At 70.6% G+C, this 23796-nt stretch carries 17 protein-coding genes; 10 read left to right on the top strand and 7 right to left on the bottom strand.

What is annotated here, in order from left to right; all coding sequences use genetic code 11:
- Positions 1-132: 132 nt before the first annotated feature.
- The 7 genes from ACH4TL_RS32250 to ACH4TL_RS32280 all read left to right on the top strand — a co-directional run bounded on the left by ACH4TL_RS32250 (position 133) and on the right by ACH4TL_RS32280 (position 8806).
- Complete coding sequence (locus ACH4TL_RS32250; protein WP_398325860.1) at positions 133-1425, top strand: sugar ABC transporter substrate-binding protein; 1293 nt, start codon at positions 133-135, stop codon at positions 1423-1425.
- Positions 1422-2303, top strand: a complete 882-nt coding sequence (locus ACH4TL_RS32255; RefSeq protein ID WP_398325863.1) for a carbohydrate ABC transporter permease — start codon at positions 1422-1424, stop codon at positions 2301-2303. Before ACH4TL_RS32250 ends, ACH4TL_RS32255 begins: the two co-directional genes overlap by 4 nt.
- Positions 2304-2316: 13 nt before the next feature.
- The gene (locus ACH4TL_RS32260) at positions 2317-3126 is read left to right on the top strand and encodes a carbohydrate ABC transporter permease (protein WP_398325866.1); all 810 of its coding nucleotides are present in this window, start codon (positions 2317-2319) and stop codon (positions 3124-3126) included.
- Positions 3127-3171: 45 nt separating this feature from the next.
- Positions 3172-4956 (top strand): beta-glucuronidase, encoded by a 1785-nt coding sequence (uidA, locus tag ACH4TL_RS32265; protein WP_398325869.1) that lies wholly within the window; start codon positions 3172-3174, stop codon positions 4954-4956.
- 149 nt (positions 4957-5105) lie between these two features.
- Positions 5106-6050 (top strand): nucleoside hydrolase, encoded by a 945-nt coding sequence (locus ACH4TL_RS32270; protein WP_398325872.1) that lies wholly within the window; start codon positions 5106-5108, stop codon positions 6048-6050.
- Positions 6047-7498: an MFS transporter gene (locus tag ACH4TL_RS32275; RefSeq protein WP_398325875.1), complete on the top strand. Its 1452-nt coding sequence runs from the start codon at positions 6047-6049 to the stop codon at positions 7496-7498. The genes ACH4TL_RS32270 and ACH4TL_RS32275 overlap by 4 nt, the downstream gene beginning before the upstream one ends.
- Positions 7499-7663: 165 nt before the next feature.
- Positions 7664-8806, top strand: a complete 1143-nt coding sequence (locus ACH4TL_RS32280; protein ID WP_398325878.1) for an FAD-dependent oxidoreductase — start codon at positions 7664-7666, stop codon at positions 8804-8806.
- Positions 8807-8819: 13 nt separating this feature from the next.
- On the opposite strand, the gene ACH4TL_RS32285 is transcribed toward ACH4TL_RS32280, so the two are convergent.
- The 6 genes from ACH4TL_RS32285 to alc form a co-directional block, all read right to left on the bottom strand.
- The gene (locus ACH4TL_RS32285) at positions 8820-9380 is read right to left on the bottom strand and encodes a GNAT family N-acetyltransferase (RefSeq protein WP_398325881.1); all 561 of its coding nucleotides are present in this window, start codon (positions 9378-9380) and stop codon (positions 8820-8822) included.
- A gap of 169 nt (positions 9381-9549) precedes the next feature.
- Entirely contained in the window at positions 9550-9762 is a 213-nt protein-coding gene (locus ACH4TL_RS32290) for a hypothetical protein (protein ID WP_398325884.1), read from the bottom strand.
- Between the two features lie 129 nt (positions 9763-9891).
- Complete coding sequence (locus ACH4TL_RS32295) at positions 9892-10614, bottom strand: aspartate/glutamate racemase family protein (protein WP_398325887.1); 723 nt, start codon at positions 10612-10614, stop codon at positions 9892-9894.
- Between the two features lie 43 nt (positions 10615-10657).
- Complete coding sequence (locus ACH4TL_RS32300; protein WP_398325890.1) at positions 10658-12103, bottom strand: NCS1 family nucleobase:cation symporter-1; 1446 nt, start codon at positions 12101-12103, stop codon at positions 10658-10660.
- A 252-nt stretch (positions 12104-12355) separates the two neighbouring features.
- On the bottom strand, positions 12356-13696 hold the full coding sequence (allB, locus tag ACH4TL_RS32305) for an allantoinase AllB (RefSeq protein WP_398325893.1): 1341 nt from the start codon (positions 13694-13696) through the stop codon (positions 12356-12358).
- Positions 13697-13781: 85 nt separating this feature from the next.
- Positions 13782-14897: an allantoicase gene (gene alc, locus ACH4TL_RS32310; RefSeq protein WP_398325896.1), complete on the bottom strand. Its 1116-nt coding sequence runs from the start codon at positions 14895-14897 to the stop codon at positions 13782-13784.
- Positions 14898-15237: 340 nt separating this feature from the next.
- On the opposite strand from alc, the gene ACH4TL_RS32315 reads away from it, so the two are divergent.
- Positions 15238-15753 (top strand): MarR family winged helix-turn-helix transcriptional regulator, encoded by a 516-nt coding sequence (locus tag ACH4TL_RS32315; protein WP_398325899.1) that lies wholly within the window; start codon positions 15238-15240, stop codon positions 15751-15753.
- Here ACH4TL_RS32315 and ACH4TL_RS32320 read toward each other — a convergent pair whose 3' ends face one another.
- Positions 15754-16932 carry a PP2C family protein-serine/threonine phosphatase gene (locus ACH4TL_RS32320; protein WP_398326002.1) on the bottom strand — a complete coding sequence of 393 codons (1179 nt, stop codon included), beginning with the start codon at positions 16930-16932 and terminating at the stop codon, positions 15754-15756. It abuts the gene before it with no gap.
- 354 nt (positions 16933-17286) lie between these two features.
- On the opposite strand from ACH4TL_RS32320, the gene ACH4TL_RS32325 reads away from it, so the two are divergent.
- Both ACH4TL_RS32325 and ACH4TL_RS32330 read left to right on the top strand, forming a co-directional pair.
- Positions 17287-21297: a HAMP domain-containing protein gene (locus ACH4TL_RS32325; protein WP_398325902.1), complete on the top strand. Its 4011-nt coding sequence runs from the start codon at positions 17287-17289 to the stop codon at positions 21295-21297.
- A gap of 59 nt (positions 21298-21356) precedes the next feature.
- Positions 21357-23714, top strand: a complete 2358-nt coding sequence (locus ACH4TL_RS32330) for a GAF domain-containing SpoIIE family protein phosphatase (protein WP_398325905.1) — start codon at positions 21357-21359, stop codon at positions 23712-23714.
- Positions 23715-23796: the final 82 nt, after the last annotated feature.

Genomic DNA, 23796 nt, shown 5'->3' on the forward strand with positions numbered 1-23796 from the left:
CGTGGGGATCGAACGTCTCCCTGTCGAAAGTATGGCACCTGTTCGGGTTTCGCTGTACGGTCTCGCTCACCTACACCACGACGTGCGAAAGGGCCGCTCACGCGTCCCTCGGGTGGAGAGGAATGGGCAAGGATGTTCAGATCACAGGCCGCGAAGACGCTCATCGTCGGATTGGCCGCCGCGCTGCTCGCGACCGGCTGCGGCCGGCCCGGCACCGCGCGGGGGCCGGGGTCCGCGGGTGCCCCCGTCGACAACTCACCGGCGACCGGCGACATCACCGTGTGGGCCATGGGCACGGAGGGCGAACTGCTGCCCAAGCTGGCCGCCCGGTTCGAGAAGGCGAATCCTGAGGCGAAGGTGAAGGTCACGGCCGTGCCGTGGCAGGACTACGGCAAGAAGGTCGAGACGGCGATCGCGTCCGGTGACACCCCTGACGCCACCTTGGTGGGCGCGTCCGACCTCGCGACGTTCGCGACCACGGGCGGGCTGGAGCAGGTCCCGCGGAAGCTCGTCGACGCCTCGGCCTTCTATCCCGGCGCCGCCCGCAGCAGCGCCTTCGAAGGGGCCACGTACGGCGTCCCCTGGTACGTGGAGACCCGCTCCCTCTTCTACCGCAAGGACCTGGCGCGGGCCGCGGGGGTGTCCGCGCCGAAGACCTGGGACGAGTACCGCCCCTTCCTCAAGGCCCTCCAGAAGGAAGGCGCGAGATGGGGCCTTTCGCTGCCCACCGGGGCGGCGCAGAGCTGGCAGAGCGTGCTGCCCTTCATGTGGCAGGCCGGGGCCCGGCTGACCAACGAGGACAACACCGCGTTCACCTTCGACACCCCCGAAGCGCTCAAGGGGCTGGAGCTCTACCGGTCGTTCTTCACCTCGAAGACCGTGAGCCGGAACGGCCCGGTGAGCCTCGGAGAGATCGAGCCGGAGTTCGTCGCCGGGACCACCGCCGCACTCATCTCCGGGCCGTGGGAGCAGGGTCTGCTGAAGTCCGCCGGTGGCGCGTCGTTCGTCGACGACAAGGTGGGCATCGCGCCGCTCCCGTCGGGACCGAAGTCCAATGCCAGCTACATCGGCGGCGGGCACTGGGCGGTGTTCAAGGGCGCCAAGAACCGTGAAGGCGCCTGGAAGTTCATCCGCTGGACGGCCCGGCCCGACAACCAGCAGACATGGCATGAGCTGTCCGGCGACCTTCCCGCCGTGCAGTCGGCCTGGAACGAGGGAAGGCTCGCGACCGACACCGCCCTGGGCGTCTTCCGGACGCAGCTGGGGACCGCCCAGCCGGGGCCGGTGACCACCAGGTGGAAGCAGGTCACCGCGGTCCTGGACGACGAGATCGAAAAGGTCGCCAAGGGCATCTCCTCACCGAAGGCGGTCCTGGAACGGATCCAGGCCAAGGCCGCGACGATCGGAACCGGAAGCCAGCGATGACCGCCTCCACGCTCCGACGCACCGCGATCGCATGGGGCTTCTGCGCGCCGTTCATCGCGCTGTTCGCCACCTTCGGCGTCTGGCCCGTCGTCTCCTCCCTGTCGATGAGCGTCACCGACATCACCAGCCGGGACGTGCGGACGCCCTTCCTCGTCAACTTCGTGGGTCTCGACAACTACAGCGCCCTGTTCTCGGATCCCACGTTCCGCCGCGCGGTCCTCAATACCCTCTATTTCGTCGCCGTGGGAATCCCCCTGACGATGGTGATCGCCCTGGCCCTCGCCGTCGCGCTCAACTCGGGGATCCAGCGCGCGAAGGCGCTCTTCCGGGTCGCGTATTTCGCCCCCGTGGTGACGAGCATCGTGGCCATCGCGGTGGTGTGGCGATATCTCTACAAGCCGGACGGGATGATCAATTCCCTTCTCGCCGTGATAGGAATCCATGGCCCCGACTGGCTGAACGACCCGCACTGGTCGATGCCCGCGCTCATCCTGATGGCCGTGTGGCGCCACTTCGGCATCCCCATGGTGATCTTCCTCGCGGGTCTCCAGGCGATCCCCGCCGAACTGCACGAGGCGGCACGCATCGACGGCGCCACCCGGTGGCGCGCCTTCCGCAGCATCACCCTGCCGCTGCTCAGGCCGACCACGTTGATCGTCGCCGTGCTACTGAGCGTCAGCTACCTCCAGTTCTTCGAGGAACCGTTCGTGATGACGAGCGGCGGCCCGCTGGACAGCACGACCTCGATCAGCTACTACGCGTACCAGCAGTTCGGCTTCGGGAATTACGGCCTGGCCTCCGCCGCCTCGTACGTACTGGTGACCGCGATCGCGCTGCTCAGCCTCGTTCAATTCCGCATCTTCCGAGCGAAGGCCTGACATGCGTATTCCGATGTCCCGTATGGTGCTCTACGGCGCCCTGATCCTGGGCCTCTTCGCGACGCTGGCCCCCTTCGCCTGGATGTTCCTCGGGTCGGTCAAGCCGACGGGTGAAATCGTCGCGCATCCGAGTTCCTGGCTCCCCGACGCGCCGACGCTCGTCAACTTCGACCAGCTGCTTTCCAAGCAGAACTTCGGGCTGTACTTCTTCAACAGCGTGCTGGTCGCCGTAGCCTGCGTCGCGGGGAATCTGCTGTTCTGCTCGATGGCGGGGTACGCGTTCGCGAAAATCGAATTCGCCGGGAAACGCGTTCTGTTCGGCCTCGTGCTCACCATGCTGATCATCCCGGGCGTCACCACCTTCGTGCCGCTCTTCGTCCTGGTCAGCAACATGGGCCTGAGCAACTCCTACCTCGGGTTGATCCTGCCCTTCCTCGTGACGCCGCTCGGCGTGTTCCTCATGCGGCAGTTCATCCGGGACATCCCGGATTCCCTCGTCGAGGCGGCCCGCCTCGACGGCGCCGGTGAGGTCCGGACGTTCCTCAGGGTGATACTCCCGCTCTGCCGACCGTCGCTCGCGACCCTGGCGATCCTGACGTTCCTCGCGCAGTGGAACAACTTCCTGTGGCCGCTCGTGATCGCGCAGACCGAGGAGCACTACACCCTGCCCGTCGCGCTGGCGCTGTTCTCCGTGGGTGCCAACAGCACCAACTACGGCCTGCTGCTCGCCGGTGCGGTCACCGTCGTCACCCCGATCGTGCTGCTCTTCCTCGCCCTCCAGAAACATTTCGTCCAGGGCATCGCCAACACCGGCATCAAGTAACGGACACCACGCGACCACGCGTGCGCAGAACAGGAGAAACCAACGATGCTTCGTCCGCAGGACGGTCCCACCCGCGAACGCCGCTCACTCGGCGGCCTGTGGAGGCTCCGGCTCGACCCGGAGGGAACCGGCCGCGCCGAAGGCTGGTGGCGCTCGCCGCTCGCGGCGGCCGTGGACGTGCCGGTACCGGCCAGCTACAACGACATCTTTCCCGACGCGGCCGTCCGCGACCATGTGGGCGACGCGTGGTACCAGACGAGCGTATGGGTGCCGTCCCGGTGGGCGGGGGAGCGGGCCGTCCTGCGGTTCGACGCGGCCACCCATCGCGCCACCGCCTGGGTCGACGACACCGAGGTCGTCGCACACGAAGGCGGCTACACCCCGTTCGAGGCCGATGTCACCGCACACCTGCGGCCGGGGGCCGAGCACCGTGTCACCGTCGTGGTCAACAACGAACTGACGTGGGAGTCGATACCGCCGGGCCGCGTCGAGGAACGGCCCGACGGCCGCCGGACCCAGCGGTACTTCCACGACTTCTTCAACTACGCGGGCCTGCACCGGCCCGTCTGGCTGTACACCACACCCCGTACGCACATCAGCGACATCACCGTGGCCACGAGCTTCGAGGGCACGACCGGTGTGGTCGACTACCGGGTGGACGGCACCGGGGAGGCGCACGCGGTCCGGGTGGCGTTGCGCGACGCCTCCGGCGCCGAGGTGGCCACCGCCACCGGCGCGGTCGGCACCCTGCGCGTGCCCGACGTACACCCCTGGGCGCCCGGCGACGGCTACCTCTACGAACTCGGGGCCACCCTGGTGGACGCCGCGGGCGACGTCGTCGACGACTACCGCCAGCCGGTCGGCGTGCGCACCGTGGAGGTGCGGGGCAGGCAGTTCCTGATCAACGGAAGCCCCTTCTACTTCAAGGGATTCGGCAAGCACGAGGACGCCGCGGTGCGCGGCCGGGGCCATGACGACGTGCTGATGGTGCACGACTTCGCGCTGCTGGAGTGGACGGGCGCGAACTCGTTCCGGACCTCGCACTACCCCTACGCGGAAGAGGTCCTCGACTACGCCGACCGCCACGGTGTGGTCGTGATCGACGAGACCGCGGCGGTCGGCCTCAACCTCAACATCGGCGGAGGCGTCTTCAAGTCCGGCAAGGTGACCACGTTCTCCTCCGATACCATCGGCGAACGCGCCCGGCGCACCCATCTGGAGGCGATCCGGGAGCTCGTGGCGCGCGACAAGAACCACCCCAGCGTCGTCCTGTGGTCCATCGCCAACGAACCCGACAACGTCCAGCCCGAGGCCCGCGACTACTTCGCCCCGCTGGCGGCCGAAACCCGGCGCCTCGACCCGACCCGGCCCGTCGCCTATGTCAACGCGCTGATGGGCTCACCGGACCAGTGCACGGTCACCGACCTGTTCGACGTCGTACTCCTCAACCGCTACTACGGCTGGTACTTCGGCCCCGACGACCTGGTGGCGGCCGAGACCGAGCTGGAGGCCGAACTGCGGCAGTGGTCGGAGCGGCACGACAAACCCATCGTCATCACCGAGTACGGCGCCGACACCTACCCCGGCCTGCACAGCGCCGTGCCCAGCCCGTGGACCGAGGAGTACCAGACGGAGCTGCTCGACGTGTACCACCGGGTGTTCGACCGGGTCGACGCCGTGGTGGGAGAGCAGATCTGGCACTTCGCCGACTTCGCCACCGCCCCCGGCGTCTTCCGCGTCGACGGCAACAAGAAGGGCGTCTTCACGCGCGAGCGCCGCCCGAAGAGCGCCGCCTTCAGCCTGCGCGCCCGCTGGCGAAAGGCCGACTGAGGGCAACGGCCTCCGGCCCCGTCCGGCGGGCATCGCCCCAGGTGACGCGTGAGGAGCGGCGGGCCTCACCGCGTTACGGTGTCCTCCGTCAGGCGGCCGAGCGTTCGACTGCGGACCTCGACACTCAGCACGATTCCAGAGAGAACCCGATGAGAAAGATCATCCTCGACTGCGACCCCGGGCACGACGACGCGATCGCCATGCTGCTGGCGCACGGCAATCCCGGCGTCGAACTGGTCGCCGTCACCACCGTCGTCGGCAATCAGACCCTGGAGAAGGTCACCCGCAACGCCCTCTCGGTCGCCCGCATCGCGAACATCACCGGCGTCCCCTTCGCCGCGGGCTGCCCCCGCCCCCTGGTGCGTACCGTCGAGACGGCCGCCGACATCCACGGCGAGAGCGGCATCGACGGCCCGGCGATGCCCGAGCCCACGCTGTCCCTGGACCCCCGCCACGCCGTCGACCTCATCATCGACACCGTGATGGCCCACGAGCCCGGCGAGATCACCATCGTCCCCACCGCGGGGCTGACCAACATCGCCCTGGCTGTGCGCAAGGAGCCGCGCATCGCCGAGCGCGTGCGCGAGGTCGTCCTGATGGGCGGCGGCTACCACACGGGCAACTGGAGCCCCGTCGCCGAGTTCAACATCAAGATCGACCCCGAGGCCGCCCACATCGTCTTCAACGAGGGCTGGCCGGTCACCATGGTCGGCCTCGACCTCACCCACCAGGCCCTCGCCACCCCGGAGGTCGTCGACCGCATCGCCCGCGTCGGCACCGCGCCCGCCGTCTTCGTCAACGAGCTGCTGGACTTCTTCGGCGCCATGTACCTCAAGGAACAGGGCTTCGAGCACCCGCCGGTGCACGACCCGTGCGCCGTCGCGTACGTCATCGACCCCACCGTCATGACGGTCCGCAAGGCCCCGGTGGACATCGAACTCACCGGCACCCTCACCCTCGGGATGACCGTCACCGACCTCCGCGCACCCGCCCCCGACGACTGCCGCACCCAGGTCGGGGTCACCCTCGACCACCAGCGCTTCTGGGACCTGATCGTGGACGCTCTCGAACGGATCGGTGACGTACGCGCATGAACCGCCCCTCCACCGAAGCGGCCGGTGCCCGGACCGCCACACCGGGCGGCCCGCGCCCCGTCCGGATCTGGGTCCTGGTCACCGCGCTGCTGACGGGCTGCTTCGCCTTCCAGCTCAACGCGAGCATGCTCAGCCCCGCCCTGAAGAGCATCCAGGACTCGCTCGGCGCGACCTCGGCCGAAGTCGGGCTGACCCAGACCGCGTTCTTCACCTCGGCGGCCCTCTTCTCGCTCTTCCTGCCCCGCCTGGGCGACCTCATCGGCCGTCGCCGGGTCCTGGCCGGAATGCTGGCCCTCATGGCCGTCGGCTGCGTGATGGCCGCTCTCGCCGAGAGCATCCCCGTGCTCTTCGCGGGCCGCGTCATCCAGGGCGTGTCCGGGCCCACCGTGCCGCTGTGCCTGATCATGCTGCGCAACGAGGTCCACGAGCCGAAGAAGTACGGCACCCTCCTCGGCGTCATCACCGCCGTCAACGGAGGCGTCGCGGGCGTCGACTCCCTCGCGGGCGGATACCTCGCCGACCACCACGGCTTCCAGGCCATCTTCTGGGCCATGGCCGCCGTCGCCGCACTCGCCACCCTCCTGGTCGCCACCCTCACCCCCGAGTCCGTGGCCGAGGACACCGAAGGCCGCATGGACTGGGCCGGGGTCGCCCTCCTGGTCGTCTCGGTCGGAGCGGCCCTGATCGCCCTGAACGAGGCCGGGAAGCTCGCCGACGCCGACTGGCCGCTCGTCGGCGCCCTGTTCGTCGTCACCGCCGTCGCCTTTGCCCTGTTCTGGCGCACCGAGGACCGCGGCAGCCACCCGCTGGTCGCCACCCACCACCTCAGGCAGCGCTCCACCTGGGCGCTGCTGCTGACCACGGTGCTCACCATGACCGGCGTGTTCGCCGTCATGAACGGCCTGATCCCCGCCTTCGCCCAGGACGCACAGGCGGGTTTCGGCATGACCGCCGAACAGTCCGCCTGGTGGACCCTCATCCCGTACGCGCTCGCGGGCCTGGCCATGGGCCCGATCGCCGGCCGCCTCGCCGCCACCCACGGCTACGGCCGCATCCTGCGCCTCGGCCTCATCGGCTCCGCCGCCACCCTCGCCCTGATGCTCCTCACCCTGCGGGCCGACTCCCGCCCGCTGCTGCTGGCGGCGTCGCTCCTCATCGGCATCACCTACGCGGGCGTCGGCAACATCGTCCTCAACGGCCTCGGCATCGTGCTCTCCCCGAAGGAGAACCCCGGCTTCCTGCCCGGCCTGAACGCGGGCGCCTTCAACCTCGGCGCGGGCCTCAGCTTCGCCCTGATCTACGCGGCGCAGACCGCCGCCGAGCCCGCGGACAAGACGTCCACCACCGGCTACGGCGCGGGCGTCCTCACGGGAGCCGCACTCATAGCCGCCGCCTTCGCGACGTCCTTCCTCATCCCCAAGCCGGTGGCGGCGGAAGCGGCACCGTGACGGTGTCGGCCGACTGTCGGCGATGAGCAGCGATCTATCGGCGATCTGTCGGGGGCGGCCGGGACGGTGGGACTGGTCGGCACGGAGCCATCACGGCACCGGCCACCATCCCCGCACCGTCCCGACCGCTGCCGCCCAGCGGTCGGCGACCAGGAAGGACCCACCATGACCACTTCGGTCACGATCATCGGCGCCGGACTCGGCGGCCTGACCCTCGCCCGTGTCCTCCACGTCCACGGCATCCCGTCCACGGTCTACGAGGCGGAGCCCTCGCCGACGGCGCGTTCGCAGGGCGGCATGCTCGACATCCACGACTACAACGGCCAACTGGCCTTGCGGGCGGCGGACCTGATGGACGAGTTCCAGACCCTCGTCCTGGACGGCCGCCAGGCGATGCGGATCCTCGACCGGAACGGGACCGTCCTGCTCGACCAGCCCGACGACGGCACAGGCGGCCGCCCCGAGGTGCAGCGCGGCGAACTGCGCCGCATCCTGCTCGACTCGCTCCCGGACGGCACGGTCCGCTGGGGCCACAAGGTCAGCCGTACCCGTGCGCTCGGCGGGGGCCGCCAAGAGGTGACGTTCGCCGATGGCACCTCTGTCACCACTGACCTGCTGGTCGGCGCGGACGGAGCATGGTCCCGGGTCCGCCCCCTGCTCTCCGCCGCCACGCCCGCGTACACCGGCACGTCGTTCGTCGAGACCTACCTGTACGACGCCGACACCCGCCACCCCGCCGCCGCGAAGGCGGTGGGCGGCGGATCGCTCCTCGCGCTCGCGCCCGGCAGGGGAATTCAGGCGCACCGCGAGAGCGGAGGAACCCTGCACACCTATGTGGCGCTCGTCGAGCCGCAGGACTGGTTCGCCGCCATCGACTTCACGGATGAGCGCGCGGCCACCGCCCGGATCGCGGCGGAGTTCGACGGCTGGGCACCGGAACTGACAGCACTGGTCACCGAAAGCGATACCCCGCCGCTCCTGCGCCCCCTCCACGGCCTGCCGATCGGACACCGATGGGACCGCGTTCCCGGAGTCACCCTGCTCGGCGACGCCGCCCACCTCGCACCCCCGAACGGCGAGGGCGCCAACCTGGCCATGCACGACGCCGCCGAACTCGCCCAGGCCCTCGCCGCCCACCCCGACGACACCGGGACCGCCCTCTCCGAGTACGAGCAGGCCATGTTCCCCCGCGGCACCGAAGCCGCCACCGAGGGCGCCGAGCTGTACGACCTGATGTTCGGCGACCGGGCACCGCACAGCCTGATCACCGCGTTCACCGGACACGAGACCTGGGCTGATCCGCGGTGACGAGCGGATCCGGTCACGGGCCGAGGCCACTCGTCGTGGCGCTCACTGCTCCCCGACGTGGCCCTGCCACATAGACCGTCTGCGGCTCGCCGTACTCGACCGTCTCATGGTCCGCGGACAAGCCGATCGCCTCAAGCAGGTGTCGGGAGCCCGCGTTCGCGCTCTGTGTCACCGCCACCACTCGGCTTCCGCCCGGCAGATCCCGAGCCCACTCGACCGCGGCGGCGACCGCTTCCCGGGCCAGGCCGTGCCCCCACCACTCCGGGAGGAAGGTGTACGAGACCTCGGTGCCATCCCGGGGCGAGTCCGGCTCGACGGTGACCAGCCCGATGCACGACCCCGACGTGCGGTCCTCGGTGGCGAAGGCCCCGGGCATCCCGGGGAGATGGCGGCGTCGGAGTGCGATCTTGTCCTCGGACACCGGGCCACCGAGATAGCGGCGAACCCGCTCGTCGCGCCACAGCCGCTCGATGGACGGCAGGTCCGCTGCCGCTACCGGCCGCAGTGTCAGGCGGGCCGTTTCCAGGCGGGCGGGCCACCAAGTAGGTCTTTGTGCGGCCGAGTTGGAGGTCATCCGGCCCATCATCTCAGCTGATGGTCGCTCTCGGCGGATCACATGCTTGATCAGCTCGGCGTCGGGTCCACGAGTGATCTGGCGCTCGGCCAGACCATCGTGGACGCCCGCCGGCAACTTCCCCCGAGGTCACCTCGGGGTGGCGATGCTGGCGAATCGTTTCGGCTCGTCAGGCCGCTTCGGCGCCCCGTCGTGGCGCCGAAGCGTTCCCGACCGCCGGGGCCCGTGGGCCGGTGTGCGGGACGAGGGACAGATGACGCTTGCGGGTCTGGGCCGTCGGCCCTGCGGGCGCGGGCTGCTTGAGCAGCCACTCCTCATAGCGACCGAGGCCCAGTATCAGGAACATCAGTCCGGGCGGAAGAAGGAAGGGGATGAAAACCACGACAACTCCTCTGTGAGACCGCTCCTTTCATGCGTGTAGCCCCACCCGGGCAGACGGAAAATGCGATGAGGTGAAGGCCGTGTGACCAGTTGGTGCAGAAGTTGCGCCGCGTGGCGCGCCGCGACCGGGTCAGGCCCCGTACGGCCAGCCGGTGACCGCCTTGGGGCGGGGCGGTGCGTAGGTGCGTACCTTGGAGGTGGACAGGCCGAGCCTGACCAGCGACTCCGCGATGGCCACGGCGGCGCTGACGCCGTCGACGACGGGGACTCCGGTGCGCTCCCTGATCCGCTGGTCCAGGCCCGCCATGCCGCCGCAGCCCAGGCAGATCACCTCGGCCTTGTCCTCGCGCACGGCGCGCTCGGCCTGGCTCACGATCGCCTCGACGGCGGCCTCCGGGTCCTCTTCGAGCTCCAGTACGGCCAGGTCGCTGGCCCGGACCGAGGCGCACCGGGTGTGCAGTCCGGCCAGCATGAGCCGGTCCTCGATCAGCGGGAGCGTCCGGTCCAGGGTGGTGACGACCGAATAGCGGTGGCCGAGGAACATCGCGGTGCTGGCGGCCGCTTCGGTGATGTCGACGACCGGTACGTCCAGGAGTTCCTGGAGGCCCTCCCGGCCGTGTTCGCCGTACCCCGCCTGGATGACGGCGTCGAACGGCTCCGGGTAGGATCGGACGCGGTCCATCACGGCGATCGCCGCGAGGTAGCTCTCGAAGTTCCCCTCCACGGACTCGGCCCCGAAGCGCGGCGTCAGGCCGACGATCTCGGTGCCGGCCGAGGCCGCCCCTCTCGCCTGGGCGGCGATCGCCTCGGTGATGGACTCGGTGGTGTTCACGTTGACGACGAGGATGCGCATGCGGTGTGCCTCCGGACGGGCGTCGCGGGTGGTGGGGGTGGGCTCAGTCCGCGCAGGGGACGGCTATCTCGGCTCCCGGGACGTCCTCGTGGACGTGATGACGGGGGGATATGACGAAGTATGCGACGGCGGCGGTGCCCGCGCCGATGAACCACGCGAACGGCGCGGCGGGGGTGAACGCCGGGACCAGGGCGAGCAGGACCGCCAGCACGGCCGCGGGGGCGAAGGCCGCGATCGCGCGGGGGTTGAAGCCCCGGCGGTAGTGGTACGGCGCGGAGGCGTCCATGGTGTAGAGCTTGGGCACGTTGATGCGCCCCTTGCGGATCAGCCAGTAGTCCGCGGCCACCACTCCGAACAGCGGGCCGAGCAGGGCGCCCAGGCCGCCGAGGAAGTAGTTGACGACGGTCGGATTGTTGTAGAGGTTCCACGGCAGGATCAGGATGCCGATGACGCCGCTGACGACGCCCGCCCGCCGGAAGTTCAGGTGCTTGGGGAAGAGATTGGCCAGCGCGTAGGCGGGAGCCACGAAGTTGGCCATCAGGTTCACCGCGATGGTGAGGATGATCAGCGACAGGCAGGCCAGGGCCAGGAACAGCGTGTTGGGCAGGTCCCGCACGATGTCCGCGGGGCTGTTGACCGTCTTTCCGTTGATCTGGAACTGGGCGCCGGAGATGACGATGCTGATCAGACCGAACAGCATGATGTTGACCGGAATGCCGCAGAAATTGCCGACCGTGATCGCCCGCTTGCTGGTACACGACCGGGTGAAATCACAGAAATTCAGCGCGAACGTACCGTAGATGGACACCCACAGGGACGCACCCGCGAAGATCTCCCGCCACATCTGGCCGCCCGTCAATTCATTGGGCGCCGAAAGGGCGATGGAGCCGCCCGCCCTGACGAACATCCAGATCGCGAGGGCGGACAGGGTGACGAGAATGACCGGGCCCGCGAACGCCTCGTACTTCCGGACCATCTCCAGGCCGTACGTGACGATGATGATCTGTACGACCCACAGCACCCCGAAGGACAGCCAGCCGAGCGCGGAGAGCCCCAGGAAGGAGTGCTCGGCCAGCCCGGCGAACGGATGGTAGAGCGCGATCAGCAGGACGTTCAGCACGTGCGACGCCAGATACGTCTGGATGCCGAACCACGCGATGGCGACCACCCCGCGGATGAGGGCCGGAATCTGGGCGCCGCGGACGCCGAAACTGATACGGCTCATGACCGGGAACGGAACCCCGGTCTTGTACCCCATGTAACCGGCGAGATTGAGGATCCCGAACAGCAGCGCCGCCCCGATCGCCAGCGCGAGCAGAATCTGCCAGGCGCCGAGCCCGAGGGCGAACAACCCGATGGCGAAAGTGTAGTTGCCGAGGCTGTGGACGTCGTTGGCCCAGAGGGTGAAGACGTTGTAGCTCCGCCAGCGGCGGCCTTCCACCTGAGTGGGCGCCAGGTCCTTGTTGTACAGGCGGGGACTCGGCGACATCGCACCGCTGGCCGCTGCCGCCGGGTCGGCTCCGCGATCGTCCGGAGCGCTTTCGATCGTATCCGCGATCCGCTCGGAAGGTGTTACCCGCAGTGGCTCCACAGGAATGTCTGCACTCATTACCGGCCGCCCATCATTACGGTGTCCGTAGGTCGGGAAATTGCTATCGGTATGTGGCGAGGATGTGGTGACGCCGACTTCGGCGAAAGGCGCGGAACGCGCCCAGGGGGCGAGACGCCCCCTGGGCGTCCGTCAGGCCATCCCTCGCCTCAGCAGCCGTCCGCGCGGCGCGTCCGCGATGTCCACCGGCTCGCCGTTCAGCCAGGTGCCGCGCACCGTCCCGGCCAGCGGGCGGCCGACGTAGGCGGACACGGGATTCTTGTGGTGGAGGTTCGCCACGTCCACGACGAACGCCTCGTCCGGAGCGAAGACGCAGAAGTCCGCCGCGCTGCCCAGTGCGATCTGTCCCTTGTGGATCAGCCCGGCCTGCCGGGCCGGGTTCTCCGCCATCCAGCGCACGACGTCGGTCAGCGCGTATCCGCGGCGGCGGGCCTCGGTCCACACCGCGGGCAGGCCCAGCTGGAGCGAGGCGATACCGCCCCACGCGATGCCGAAGTCGCCGATGTCGAGCCGCTTCAGCTCCTCCGTGCAGGGGGAGTGGTCGGACACCACCTGGTCGATGACCCCGTCGCCGAGCCCCTGCCACAGCAGCTCGCGGTTTCCGGCTTCCCGTATCGGCGGACAGCACTTGAACTGCGTCGCCCCGTCGGGGATCTCCTCCGCCGTGAAGGAGAGGTAGTGCGGGCAGGTCTCCACGCTGAGCTGCACACCCTCGCTGCGCGCCGACTTGATCATCGGCAGCGCGTCGGAGCTGGACAGATGGAGGATGTGCACGCGGCAGCCGGTCCAGCGCGCCAGCTCGATCACCTGCGCGATGGCGAGGTTCTCCGCACCGCGCGGCCGGGAGCGCAGGAAGTCGCGGTAGCTCTCCCCGTGCGGCGTGGCGGCCCGGTCGATGGCGTGGGCGTCCTCGGCGTGCACGATCATCATGGCGCCGAAGGAGGCGAGTTGGCGCAGCGCCCGCTCCAGCTGGTCAGGGCCCAGTGGGGGGAATTCGTCCACACCGGAGTGGAGCAGGAAGCACTTGAAGCCGAACACCCCCGCGTCGTGCAGTGCGCGCAGTGCGTCGTGGTTGTCGGGCACCGCACCGCCCCAGAAGCCGACGTCGACCCAGGAGGTCTCTTCCGCGGCCTTGCGCTTGACCGCCAGCGCGTCGACGTCGACCGTCGGCGGGATGCTGTTCAGGGGCATGTCGATGATGGTCGTGATGCCACCGGCGGCCGCGGCACGGGTCGCGCTGGCGAACCCCTCCCACTCCGTGCGGCCCGGCTCGTTGACGTGCACGTGGGAGTCCACCAGGCCCGGGAGGAGGACCACGTCGCTGTCGAGCTCGACGACACGGTCCCCTTCCAGGGCCGCGTCCAGCGGTTCGATGGCGACGATCCTGCCGTCGGCGACGCCTACGCACCGGGACACCTCTCCGGCGGCGGTGATCACCCGGGGCGCGCGGAACACCAGATCCAGTTCGGTCATCTCATTGCTGCCGTTTCTGCCGTGATCTTTGATGCTGTCTCTGCTGGTGGCGGGGGGTGGCGGACGGCGCGCGGCGGCCGCGCGGTCAAGACAGTTCGGCGGCGCGCTCGGCGAGGTTCTTGGCGCCGGTGTCGGTCAGCGAGCCGTGCAGCCGCAGCCGGGCGATGCCGCCGTCGGGGAAGATGTCGATCCGTACGTGGGTCGCGGTCGGCGCGTCCACGAGGAAGCGGTGCACCGTGTCCGGCTGGAGCCGGGTGCGCGGCAGGATCTCGAACCACTCGTCCGAGCCCGTCTCCTGGTCCTGCCCGTAGAGGGCGGCCCAGCCGGCGGAGTTGCCCTTCAGATAGCCGGTGTCGATCTCGACGGCCCGGATCGCCGACTGTCCGGTGAGCCGGTAGCGCACCCAGTCGTTGCCGAGGTCGCGGCGGCGCCGCGTCTCCCAGCCGTCGTCCATCTTGCGCGACCGGCCGGGCAGGATGGTGTTGGCCGGGGACGAGTAGAAGCGGTCCGACGCGTCCTCCACCGCACCGCCGTTCTCCAGCGCCACCACGTCGAACGTGCCCAGCGCGGCCAGCCACTCCGGATCAGCGGTGACCTCCCCGTACACCCGCAGCCGCGCGATCCCGCCGTCGGGGTGCTGGACGACCCGCAGGTGGGTGAAGCGCCGCTCCACGTCGACCGCGAAGGCGTTGGCCGCGTGGCCGCCCACCGCGGTGCGCGGCACGATCTCGGTCCACTCCGTGTCGTCCGCCAGCAGCTCGGCCGGTGAAGCGGACAGCGGCGCGGACGCCGCCTGCACGCTGACCGCCTGCGGATAGTTGCCCCGGAAGTGCGCGGTGTCCACGATCAGCCCGCGGATCACCCCCGGCGCCCCCAGCCGGACCAGCGCCCAGTCGTGATCGTCCTCCGTCGGATGCGGGGTGTCCGTGCCGGCGCCACGGCGCCGCCGGGTCTCCCAGCCGTCCATGACCTTGCCCTTGTGGCCGAAACGCTCCGGATCGAACACCGCCGCGCTGGGGATCAGCAGATTCTCCCGCTCGGCGAAGAACTCGTCGTTCGCCGCGATGACGCTGCCGCCCAGGCGGCGGTCGGCCAGGTCGACCAGGTGGTCGAACGGGACCTCGGCGCTGCGATAGTCGGCGTAGGGGTCGCCGCCCGCGTAGGGCTGGGCGTCGCCGGAGAAATGAGTGGCCGGTGCCATGCGTCAATGACCTTTCGACGGTCCGGTGGGGGAATCCGGGGTGCCTGGAGAGGCGTCCGAGTATTTCCGCAATGTGGATAGTTATTTCTGCTGTATGGAATGACAACCCCGATGCCATGCCGGAGTCAACCCCCTGGTGGGCATCTGATGACCATGTCGTCCCATGGGCGGCGAAGCCGTCGTGAACACTTGACGTCTATCCCTCATGTCGCTCATAGGGTGATTTGTCCATGACTGGGTCCGAGGGGGATGGGTGCCGGACCGGGGATAAGGTTGCAGCGGGAGCAAGGCGCAAGGTCGGCACCAAGGGGCCGAAGACGCTGATTCGGAGTGCACTGTTATGGGCGTGAATCCGGCACCCTCTCACCGTCGGTCCCGCGACGCCGCTCGGATGGCGTGCGAGGTGATCGAACTGCTCGAGGTGCTGTGGGAGCGGGGGCGGGACGCCGTCTCCTCGTCCCCCGTCTCGTCGTCACAGCTGCGCGTGCTGTACAGCCTCGACCGCGAGGAGGGCATCAACCTCCGCACGCTCGGGGAGCTGCTGGGTTCGGCGCCCTCGTCCGTGAGCCGCCTGTGCGACCGCCTCCAGGCCCTCGGATTCGTGGAGCGCGCGCCCAGCCAGGTCAGCCGCCGGGAGCTGGAGCTGCGGCTGACCAGTCACGGCAAGGCGTATCTGCTCGAACTGCGGGCCCGCCGGGAGGAGGCCCTGCTGACCGCGATCGCCGCCATGACCCCGACCGCGCGCAAGGCGCTGCTGGAGGGGCTGCACGGGTTCCAGGAGGCCGTGGACGCGACGGCGCCGGTCCGCCGGGGGGACGCCACGGACGGGGCGGACGCGGCGATGCGGCTCGCCTGATCAGCCCTGCTGGTCGCGCCGCCCGTACCAGTCGAGGCAGACCACCAGCGCGTCGTCGTCGAGCGGGGTGCCGGAGCGGAAGTCGGCGAGCTGGCGCAGTACCGCCTGGGGCACCTGGGCCGGGGGCAGCAGCCGGGTGTTGCCCAGGGCGCGGGCCAGCGCCCGATCCCCGTAGCTCTCGCCCGACGGCGCCAGCGACTCGTACACCCCGTCGCTCCCGAACAGGAACCGGTCGCCGGGGCAGGCGGTGAAGTGCTCGGCGACGTAGACGGTGTCCTCGAACATGCCCAGCGGCAACTGCGCGTCGAACCGTACGGGCTCCACCGCACCCTCCCGCTGGCGCCACATCCGCGGCGAACCCGCGTCCACGACCTCCACGTCCCCGGTCGCGAAGCCGAACCGCAGCAGCAGCGCCGACACATGGGCTTCGCCCCGGTACCGGGCGTACACCGCCTGGTCGGCCAGGCTCGCCTGATCGCACAGGCTCAGGCCCGCGCGCCGGGCGTTGCGCAGCGCGCTGACGGTGAGGCTGGTCAGCAGGGACGCCTCGATGCCCTCGCCCATGCCGTTGGTGATGGTGAGCGTCAGATGGTCGGCGGAGGCGGACCAGTCGAAGTTGTCGCCGAAGATCGCGTACGCGGGCTCCAGATGTGCCCCGAGCGCGAATTCGGGGCGCGCGCAGGAGCGGCCGGGCAGCAACTGCCACTGCATCTCGGCGGCCAGGGTCAGCCGGGTGGCGCGCCGGGCCAGCAGGTAGAGGTCCGTGTCGCGCTCGGCGACGAGGATCTCATGCCCCAGGGCCTCGCAGACCGCCTGGAGGTGCTGCATCTGGTTCCGTGCGTCGTGCTCGGCGGGCAGCGTCACGGACAGCACCCCCATCCGGTCGCCGCGGATGGTCATCGGCAGGTGCACCGTCACCGCGTCCTGCCGGCCGAGCCGGATGACGCACGGCTCCTGCGACCCGAAGGCGCGGCCCTGGGGGCTGCCCTGGATGGGGACCGGATCGGCGTCGAAGGCCCCCGGGTTCACGGTCTGGAGCGACCGCATGCCGTAGTCCGCCAGGCGGAGCTCTACGCGTTCGGCGCCGCACTGCTCGGCCAGGGCGGCCGTGATGACATCGAGCAGCGCGTGCGGTGGGGCTGTGCGCAACGCCCGCTCGACCGTAGAAATGTTGTCCACATCGTCCTGCTTCTCGAAACGCGCCTGGGGTGCGGCGATGTCCGTGATCACCGCGAGCGCATTCTATGCACCACGGCGACAACAATTGTCGTACGGCAATGATCCTCGTGATGCCATGACCGCCGGTCCGGGGCTCCGATATCACATTCGCGACGGCCTTCGCCCATGGCTGTCGCGGGTGCGCTCGAACGTGTCAGCCTTTGGGTGGGAGGGGCCCATTCCCCAATAGTTGCCGGGCGGCAACTGTGGCAGTATGACGGCTCGGAGCGCCTGATCACTCCCGGGCCGAAGGCTCACCGGCACTCATCCGGGCAACCCGGTGGGCGGGGACCACTACTCGAGGGGCGGAGAACCATGGTGGTGAGTTCCGGCGCGGGGCAGCGCACGGGGGCGCGTACGACAGGGGCGCGTACGCCGGGGGGCCGCGCTGCCGGTACGGTCGCGGAGCCGGAGCTGCGGCAGCTGCTGGTCGGCCTCACGGCGGTCAGGGACGGCGACTTCGGCACCCATCTGCCGACCGACCGGGACGGACTCCTGGGCGAGATCGCCACCGTCTTCAACGGCATGGTCGACCAGTTGTCGCTGTTCACCTCCGAGGTGACCCGGGTGGCCCGGGAGGTGGGCACCGAGGGCCGGCTCGGCGGCCAGGCGGCGGTGCCCGGGGTGGACGGCACGTGGAAGGACCTGACCGACTCCGTCAACGCCATGGCGGGCAACCTCACCGCCCAGGTGCGGTCGATCGCCCGGGTGGCCACGGCGGTGGCGCAGGGGGACCTCACGCGCAAGATCGATGTCGACGCGCGGGGCGAGATCCTGGAGCTGAAGACCACCATCAACACGATGGTGGACCAGCTGTCCTCGTTCGCCGCCGAGGTCACGCGCGTGGCCCGGGACGTCGGCACCGAGGGCCGCCTCGGCGGCCAGGCCGATGTCCAGGGCGTCTCGGGCACCTGGAAGGACCTCACCGAGTCGGTCAACGTGATGGGCGACAACCTCACCGCCCAGGTGCGGTCCATCGCCCAGGTCACCACCGCCGTGGCGCAGGGCGATCTGTCGCAGAAGATCCGGGTGGACGCGCGGGGCGAGATCCTGGAGCTGAAGACCACCATCAACACCATGGTCGACCAGCTGTCGGCCTTCGCCGACGAGGTGACCCGGGTGGCCCGCGAGGTCGGCACCGAGGGCAACCTCGGCGGTCAGGCCACCGTCCGGGGCGTCTCGGGCACCTGGAAGGACCTCACCGACAACGTCAACGTCATGGCGTCCAACCTCACCAGCCAGGTGCGGTCCATCGCCCAGGTGGCGACGGCGGTGGCCCGCGGCGATCTGTCGCAGAAGATCACCGTCGAAGCCAAGGGCGAGGTGGCCGCGCTCGCCGGAGTGATCAACACCATGGTGACCACCCTGTCGGCGTTCGCGGACGAGGTGACCCGGGTGGCCCGCGAGGTCGGCACCGAGGGGATGCTCGGCGGTCAGGCACAGGTGCCCCATGTGGCGGGCACCTGGAAGGACCTCACCGACAACGTCAACTCCATGGCGAACAACCTGACCAACCAGGTCCGCAACATCGCGCAGGTCACCACGGCGGTGGCACAGGGCGATCTGACGCGCAAGATCGATGTCGACGCGCGGGGCGAGATCCTGGAGCTGAAGACCACCATCAACACGATGGTGGACCAGCTGTCCTCGTTCGCCGCCGAAGTCACCCGCGTGGCCCGCGAGGTGGGCAGCGAAGGGCGGCTCGGCGGTCAGGCCGAGGTCGAGGGCGTTTCCGGGACCTGGAAGCGGCTGACCGAGAACGTCAACGAGCTGGCCGGGAACCTGACCCGCCAGGTCCGGGCCATCGCCGAGGTCACCAGCGCCGTGGCCGAGGGGGACCTGACGCGCTCCATCACGGTGGACGCCTCCGGCGAGGTCGCCGAGCTCAAGGACAACATCAACGCCATGGTGGAGTCCCTGCGCGAGACCACCCGCACCAACCAGGAGCAGGACTGGCTCAAGACCAACCTCGCCCTCGTCTCCGGGCTGATGCAGGGCCGGCGCGATCTGGCGGTCGTCGCCGAGCTGGTCATGGACCGGCTGACCCCGCTGGTCGGCGCCCAGTACGGCGGCTTCTACCTCGCCCACGACACCCCGCACGGGATCGAGCTGCGGCTGCTCGGCTCGTACGGACTGCCCGCGGGCGAGGTGGGGGGCGCCGGGGACCGGCCGGTGGCGTTCCGGCTCGGCGAGTCGCTCGTCGGGCAGGCCGCCCGCAGCCGCCGCACCATCGCCGTCGAGCAGCTTCCGCCCGGGTACGTCACCGTCTCCTCGGGCCTCGGCGCGGCCGAGGCGTCCAGCCTCCTCGTGCTGCCCATCGTGGTCGAGGACCAGGTCCTCGGCGTCATCGAGGTGGCCTCGGTCGGCCGGTTCACCCCGGTCCACCGGGACTTCCTCGATCAGCTCATGGAGGCCATCGGGGTCAACGTCAACACGGTCGTGGCCAACGCCAGGACCGATGAGCTGCTGGAGGAGTCCCAGCGGCTGACCGCCGAACTCCAAGCGCGCTCCCAGGAGTTGCAGGCGCGCCAGGACGAACTCCAGAACTCCAACGCCGAACTGGAGGACAAGGCCGCCCTGCTGGCCGCGCAGAACCGCGACATCGAGACCAAGACCCGGGAGATCGAACAGGCCCGCCAGGAGCTGGAGGAACGGGCCCGGCAGCTCACGCTGGCCTCCAAGTACAAGTCGGAGTTCCTGGCCAACATGAGCCACGAGCTGCGCACCCCGCTCAACAGCCTGCTGATCCTCGCCCAGCTCCTCGCGCAGAACCCGTCCCGGAACCTCACCCCCAAGCAGGTCGAGTACGCGGGCGTCATCCACTCGGCGGGATCCGATCTGCTCCAGCTCATCGACGACATCCTGGACCTTTCCAAGGTCGAGGCGGGCAAGATGGACATCCAGCCCGAGCGGGTGCCGCTCCAGCGGCTGCTCGATTACGTGGAGGCCACCTTCCGCCCGATGACGGCGCAGAAGGGCCTCGACTTCCGCATCAGCGTCTCGCCCGCCGTCCCCGACGAACTCGTCACCGACGACTCCCGGATGCGGCAGGTGCTGCGCAACCTGCTGTCCAACGCGGTGAAGTTCACCGAGTCCGGCTGCGTGGAACTGCGTATCGCGCCCGCCGCCGAATCCGATCTGCCGCGGGAGGCCCGCGGCCGGGGGCCCGTCCTGGCGTTCCGCGTGGTGGACACCGGCATAGGGATCGCCGAACCCCAGCTGGAGGCCATCTTCGGGGCGTTCCAGCAGGCGGACGGCACCACGAGCCGCAAGTACGGCGGCACCGGTCTCGGCCTGTCCATCAGCCGGGAGATCGCTCATCTGCTGGGCGGGGCGGTACACGCCGCCAGCACCCTGGGCGAGGGCAGCACCTTCACCTTCCATCTGCCCGTCGGCAGCTCCTCCCGCCCCGGCCCCGCACCGTGGGGCGAGGACGAGCGGGAGTCCGCCGCGGCGCCGCATGCCGACGGCGCCGTGCCGGAGCGTCAGCTGCTGGTGGTCGAGGAGCAGCCGCACGGGCTGCTGGCGCTGCTGGCCGAGAGCGCCGTGGCCGAGCTCGCGGAAAGCGGTACCGGCGGGGTACGGGTGCGGGCCGTGGCCGATCCCCTGGAGGCCGCCGCCGCGCTCGCCGACGAGCCGTGCCACTGCGTCGTCGTCGGGCTCGACATGCCTGACGAGACGGCCCTGCGCTTCCTCGACGCGCTGGACGGCGTCCCGGCCGCCCGGCGCGTGCCGGTCCTGGCCCACCACACCCGGCGGCTGGACCCCCGCTGGAACCGGCGGCTGACGGATCGCCTCCGGGGCGCGCCATGGGAGCTGTCGCCGAGCCTGGACGAGCTGCGTGAGCGGATCATCCTGCATCTGACGGCCGACCGGCCCGCCGCCGCCCTGCCCCCGGCGCCGACCGCCGCCGCGCTGCCCGCGGCGGGCGGCGCGGGCGGGGACGGCGACCTCGCCGGGCGGGTGGTGCTGATCGTGGACGACGACGCCCGTAACGTGTACGCGCTCACCGGCATCCTGGAGCTGTACGGCATGCGTGTCCTGCACGCCGAGAACGGGCGTGCGGGGCTGGAGTTGCTGTCCCGGCACGAGGCGGTCGAGCTGCTGCTGATGGACATCATGATGCCCGAGATGGACGGCTACGCCGCCACCGCGGCGATCAGGGCGATGCCCGAGTACGCCGATCTGCCGATCATCGCCGTGACCGCGAAGGCCATGGCGGGCGACCGGGAGGAGACGCTGGCCGCCGGCGCCAGCGACTACATCACCAAGCCGCTGGACGCCGATGAGCTGGTGGCCTGTGTGCGCCGCTGGCTGAACCGGTGAGCGGGCACGAACGGTCTGAACCGGTGAGCGGGCCCGATTCGGTGAGTGGGTCCGCCCCGGTGAGCGGGAGCGAACGGCGCCTGGACGCGCTCGCGGCCACCGTCGAGCGGCTGCGCGGCGAACTCACCGCCGCGCGGGAGGCCGCGGACGCGCGGGCCCTGATCGGCATCGCCACCGGAATCCTGGTCGAACGCGGCCACGGCGGCCCGACGCGGGCCGCCCGGCACCTGGAGGAGCTGGCCGGCGCCGCCGGGCTGCCGCTCGTGGAACTGGCCGCCGACGTGGTCAACGGAGCCGCCGGGGACACGGTCGCCCGGGCCCTGCCCGGCGCGTCACCGCGGGGGTCCGGCGGAGGCACACCCCACGATTCCGCCGATGTGCTGCGGCTGCGAACGGCCGAGGCCGGGTCGCTCACCGGCGACGCCCAGACCGTGGCGGACACGCTGCTCGAACAGGCGCTCGCCCCCCTCGGAGTGAGCGCGGTGGCCCTGTGGGCCGTGGCCTCCGGCGGCGCGCTGGCCCTCGCCGGGCACGCGGGCTTTCCGCACGGTGAGGGCCAGCGATGGCGGTACGTACCGCCGGGCCTCGGGGTGCCCGCCCAGCGCGCCCTGGCCGAACGGCGGGCGCAGTGGCTCCCGGCGATGCCCGCCGACGCGGCGGGCATCGGCAGGCACCGGGGCGGCGACGGCGCCCGTGCCGTCATTCCGGCCGAGGTGGGCGGCCGCGTCCTCGGGGTGCTGGAGGTGTGCTGGTCCCGACCGCGGCCCCCGCTGCCCGGCCCGGTCAGCCGCCAGCTGGACGCGCTGGCCGGGCTGTGCGCCCATGTGCTGACCGGCGCGGACGAGACGGCCACCGGCACCGCCGCGGACCCGGCGGATCCGGGGGACCCTGCGGACCCGGTGCTCCCGGCCGGTCCCGCGACGGCCCTCGCCGACGGCCTGCTCGATCCGGCACTGGTCCTGCGCCCGGTGCTCGACGACCGGGGCCGGGTGGCCGACTTCTCCCTCGCGTACGCCAACGAGCGCTTCGCCGATCCGGCGGGCCGCCCCACCGCCGTGATCACGGGCCTGCGGCTGCTGGAGGCGTACCCCCGCACCGCCCGCGAAGGCGGCCTGTACGAGCACGTGCTGCGGGTCCACGCGACGGGCGAGCCGTTCCGCGCGGAACGGATGGCCCTGCGCCTCCTGGTCGACGATGTGTCCCGTACCGGGCTCGTCTCCGTGGGCATCGGCCGCTACGGGGACGCGGTGCTGCTGAGCTGGCGGCTGGAGGACGAGACGACGCGGCTGGCCGCCCTGTTCGGACACGTCCAGCGGCTCGGCCGGATCGGCGGCTTCCAGGAGGACGCCGTCAGCGGCGAAATCCTGTGGAACAGGCATCTGTTCGCGCTCTTCGACCTCCCGCCCACCGCGCCCCCGGTGCCGGTGGAGCGGCTGCACCACCATGCGCATCCCGATGACTCCGTGGCCATCGGCCGCTTCCTGCGCACCCTGCTGCACCACCGCCACGCCGCCTCGACCGCGTTCCGCCTCCAGCGGGCCGACGGAGCCGTCCGCCACATCCGCGTCGTCGCGGAGCCGGTCACCGATGCGGCCGGGCATCTGCTCGCGGTGCGCGGGACCTACCAGGACTTCTCCGGCCAGCACTGGACGGAGGTGGCGCTCGCGGCCACCCGGGACCGGCTCGCCGACACCGAGCAGGAGTCGGCGGAACGCAACCGGCTGGCCCTCCAGTTGCAGCGGGCCATCATGCCGCCGTCGCCCGCGCCGGTCGACATCGCGGGGCTGCGCGTGGCGGTGCGCTACCGCCCGGCCGAGGAGGGGGATCTGGTGGGCGGCGACTGGTACGACGCCGTCCTCCTGCCGCAGAAGAAGGTGCTGCTGGCGGTCGGCGACGTGGCGGGCCACGGCATCGAGGCGGCGACGGGCATGGTGGTCCTGCGCAACGCGCTGCGCGGCCTCGCCGCCACGGGGGCGGGCCCGGCCCGGCTGCTGGGCTGGCTGAACACCGTGGCCCACCATCTCACCGAACAGGTCACGGCCACCGTGGTCTGCGGCATCTACGATCCGCCGACCCGGGTGCTGGACTGGGCGCGGGCCGGACACCCGCCGCCGGTCCTCATCCACGAGGGCACCGCCGCCGTCCTGCCGCTGCCCCGCGGCATCCTGCTGGGCGCGGTCGCCGAGGCGGAGTACGAGGAGAGCCGGCTCCGCCTGGCGCCCGGCGACCGGATGCTGATGTACACCGACGGGCTGATCGAGCGCCGGGACCGCTCGGTGGAGAAGGCGCTCGAACAGCTGTTGGCCACCGTCGGCGCCGCCACCCCGGAACTCGGCGAGCACCTCGACGTCCTGCTGACCCACGCGCGCTCCGACACCGACGACGACACCTGCCTCATCGGTATCGATGTGAGCTGAACGGGTGCGGCGCGGACCGCGCGGGGCGTGAGCCCCGCCCCGCGGGGGAAAGCGCCGGGGAAAGGTACGGCGACGAGCGACG

This window comes from Streptomyces sp. NPDC021115 (genome assembly GCF_044333065.1).
GTDB lineage: Bacteria > Actinomycetota > Actinomycetes > Streptomycetales > Streptomycetaceae > Streptomyces.

What these genes read in the sequence shown, in the direction of transcription:
- ACH4TL_RS32250 (WP_398325860.1), top strand. Translation starts at nt 133, where the DNA reads ATGTTCAGATCACAGGCCGCGAAGACGCTCATCGTCGGATTGGCCGCC.
- ACH4TL_RS32255 (WP_398325863.1), top strand. Translation starts at nt 1,422, where the DNA reads ATGACCGCCTCCACGCTCCGACGCACCGCGATCGCATGGGGCTTCTGC.
- ACH4TL_RS32260 (WP_398325866.1), top strand. Translation starts at nt 2,317, where the DNA reads ATGTCCCGTATGGTGCTCTACGGCGCCCTGATCCTGGGCCTCTTCGCG.
- uidA (WP_398325869.1), top strand. Translation starts at nt 3,172, where the DNA reads ATGCTTCGTCCGCAGGACGGTCCCACCCGCGAACGCCGCTCACTCGGC.
- ACH4TL_RS32270 (WP_398325872.1), top strand. Translation starts at nt 5,106, where the DNA reads ATGAGAAAGATCATCCTCGACTGCGACCCCGGGCACGACGACGCGATC.
- ACH4TL_RS32275 (WP_398325875.1), top strand. Translation starts at nt 6,047, where the DNA reads ATGAACCGCCCCTCCACCGAAGCGGCCGGTGCCCGGACCGCCACACCG.
- ACH4TL_RS32280 (WP_398325878.1), top strand. Translation starts at nt 7,664, where the DNA reads ATGACCACTTCGGTCACGATCATCGGCGCCGGACTCGGCGGCCTGACC.
- ACH4TL_RS32285 (WP_398325881.1), bottom strand. Translation starts at nt 9,380, where the DNA reads ATGACCTCCAACTCGGCCGCACAAAGACCTACTTGGTGGCCCGCCCGC.
- ACH4TL_RS32295 (WP_398325887.1), bottom strand. Translation starts at nt 10,614, where the DNA reads ATGCGCATCCTCGTCGTCAACGTGAACACCACCGAGTCCATCACCGAG.
- ACH4TL_RS32300 (WP_398325890.1), bottom strand. Translation starts at nt 12,103, where the DNA reads ATGTCGCCGAGTCCCCGCCTGTACAACAAGGACCTGGCGCCCACTCAG.
- allB (WP_398325893.1), bottom strand. Translation starts at nt 13,696, where the DNA reads ATGACCGAACTGGATCTGGTGTTCCGCGCGCCCCGGGTGATCACCGCC.
- alc (WP_398325896.1), bottom strand. Translation starts at nt 14,897, where the DNA reads ATGGCACCGGCCACTCATTTCTCCGGCGACGCCCAGCCCTACGCGGGC.
- ACH4TL_RS32315 (WP_398325899.1), top strand. Translation starts at nt 15,238, where the DNA reads ATGGGCGTGAATCCGGCACCCTCTCACCGTCGGTCCCGCGACGCCGCT.
- ACH4TL_RS32325 (WP_398325902.1), top strand. Translation starts at nt 17,287, where the DNA reads ATGGTGGTGAGTTCCGGCGCGGGGCAGCGCACGGGGGCGCGTACGACA.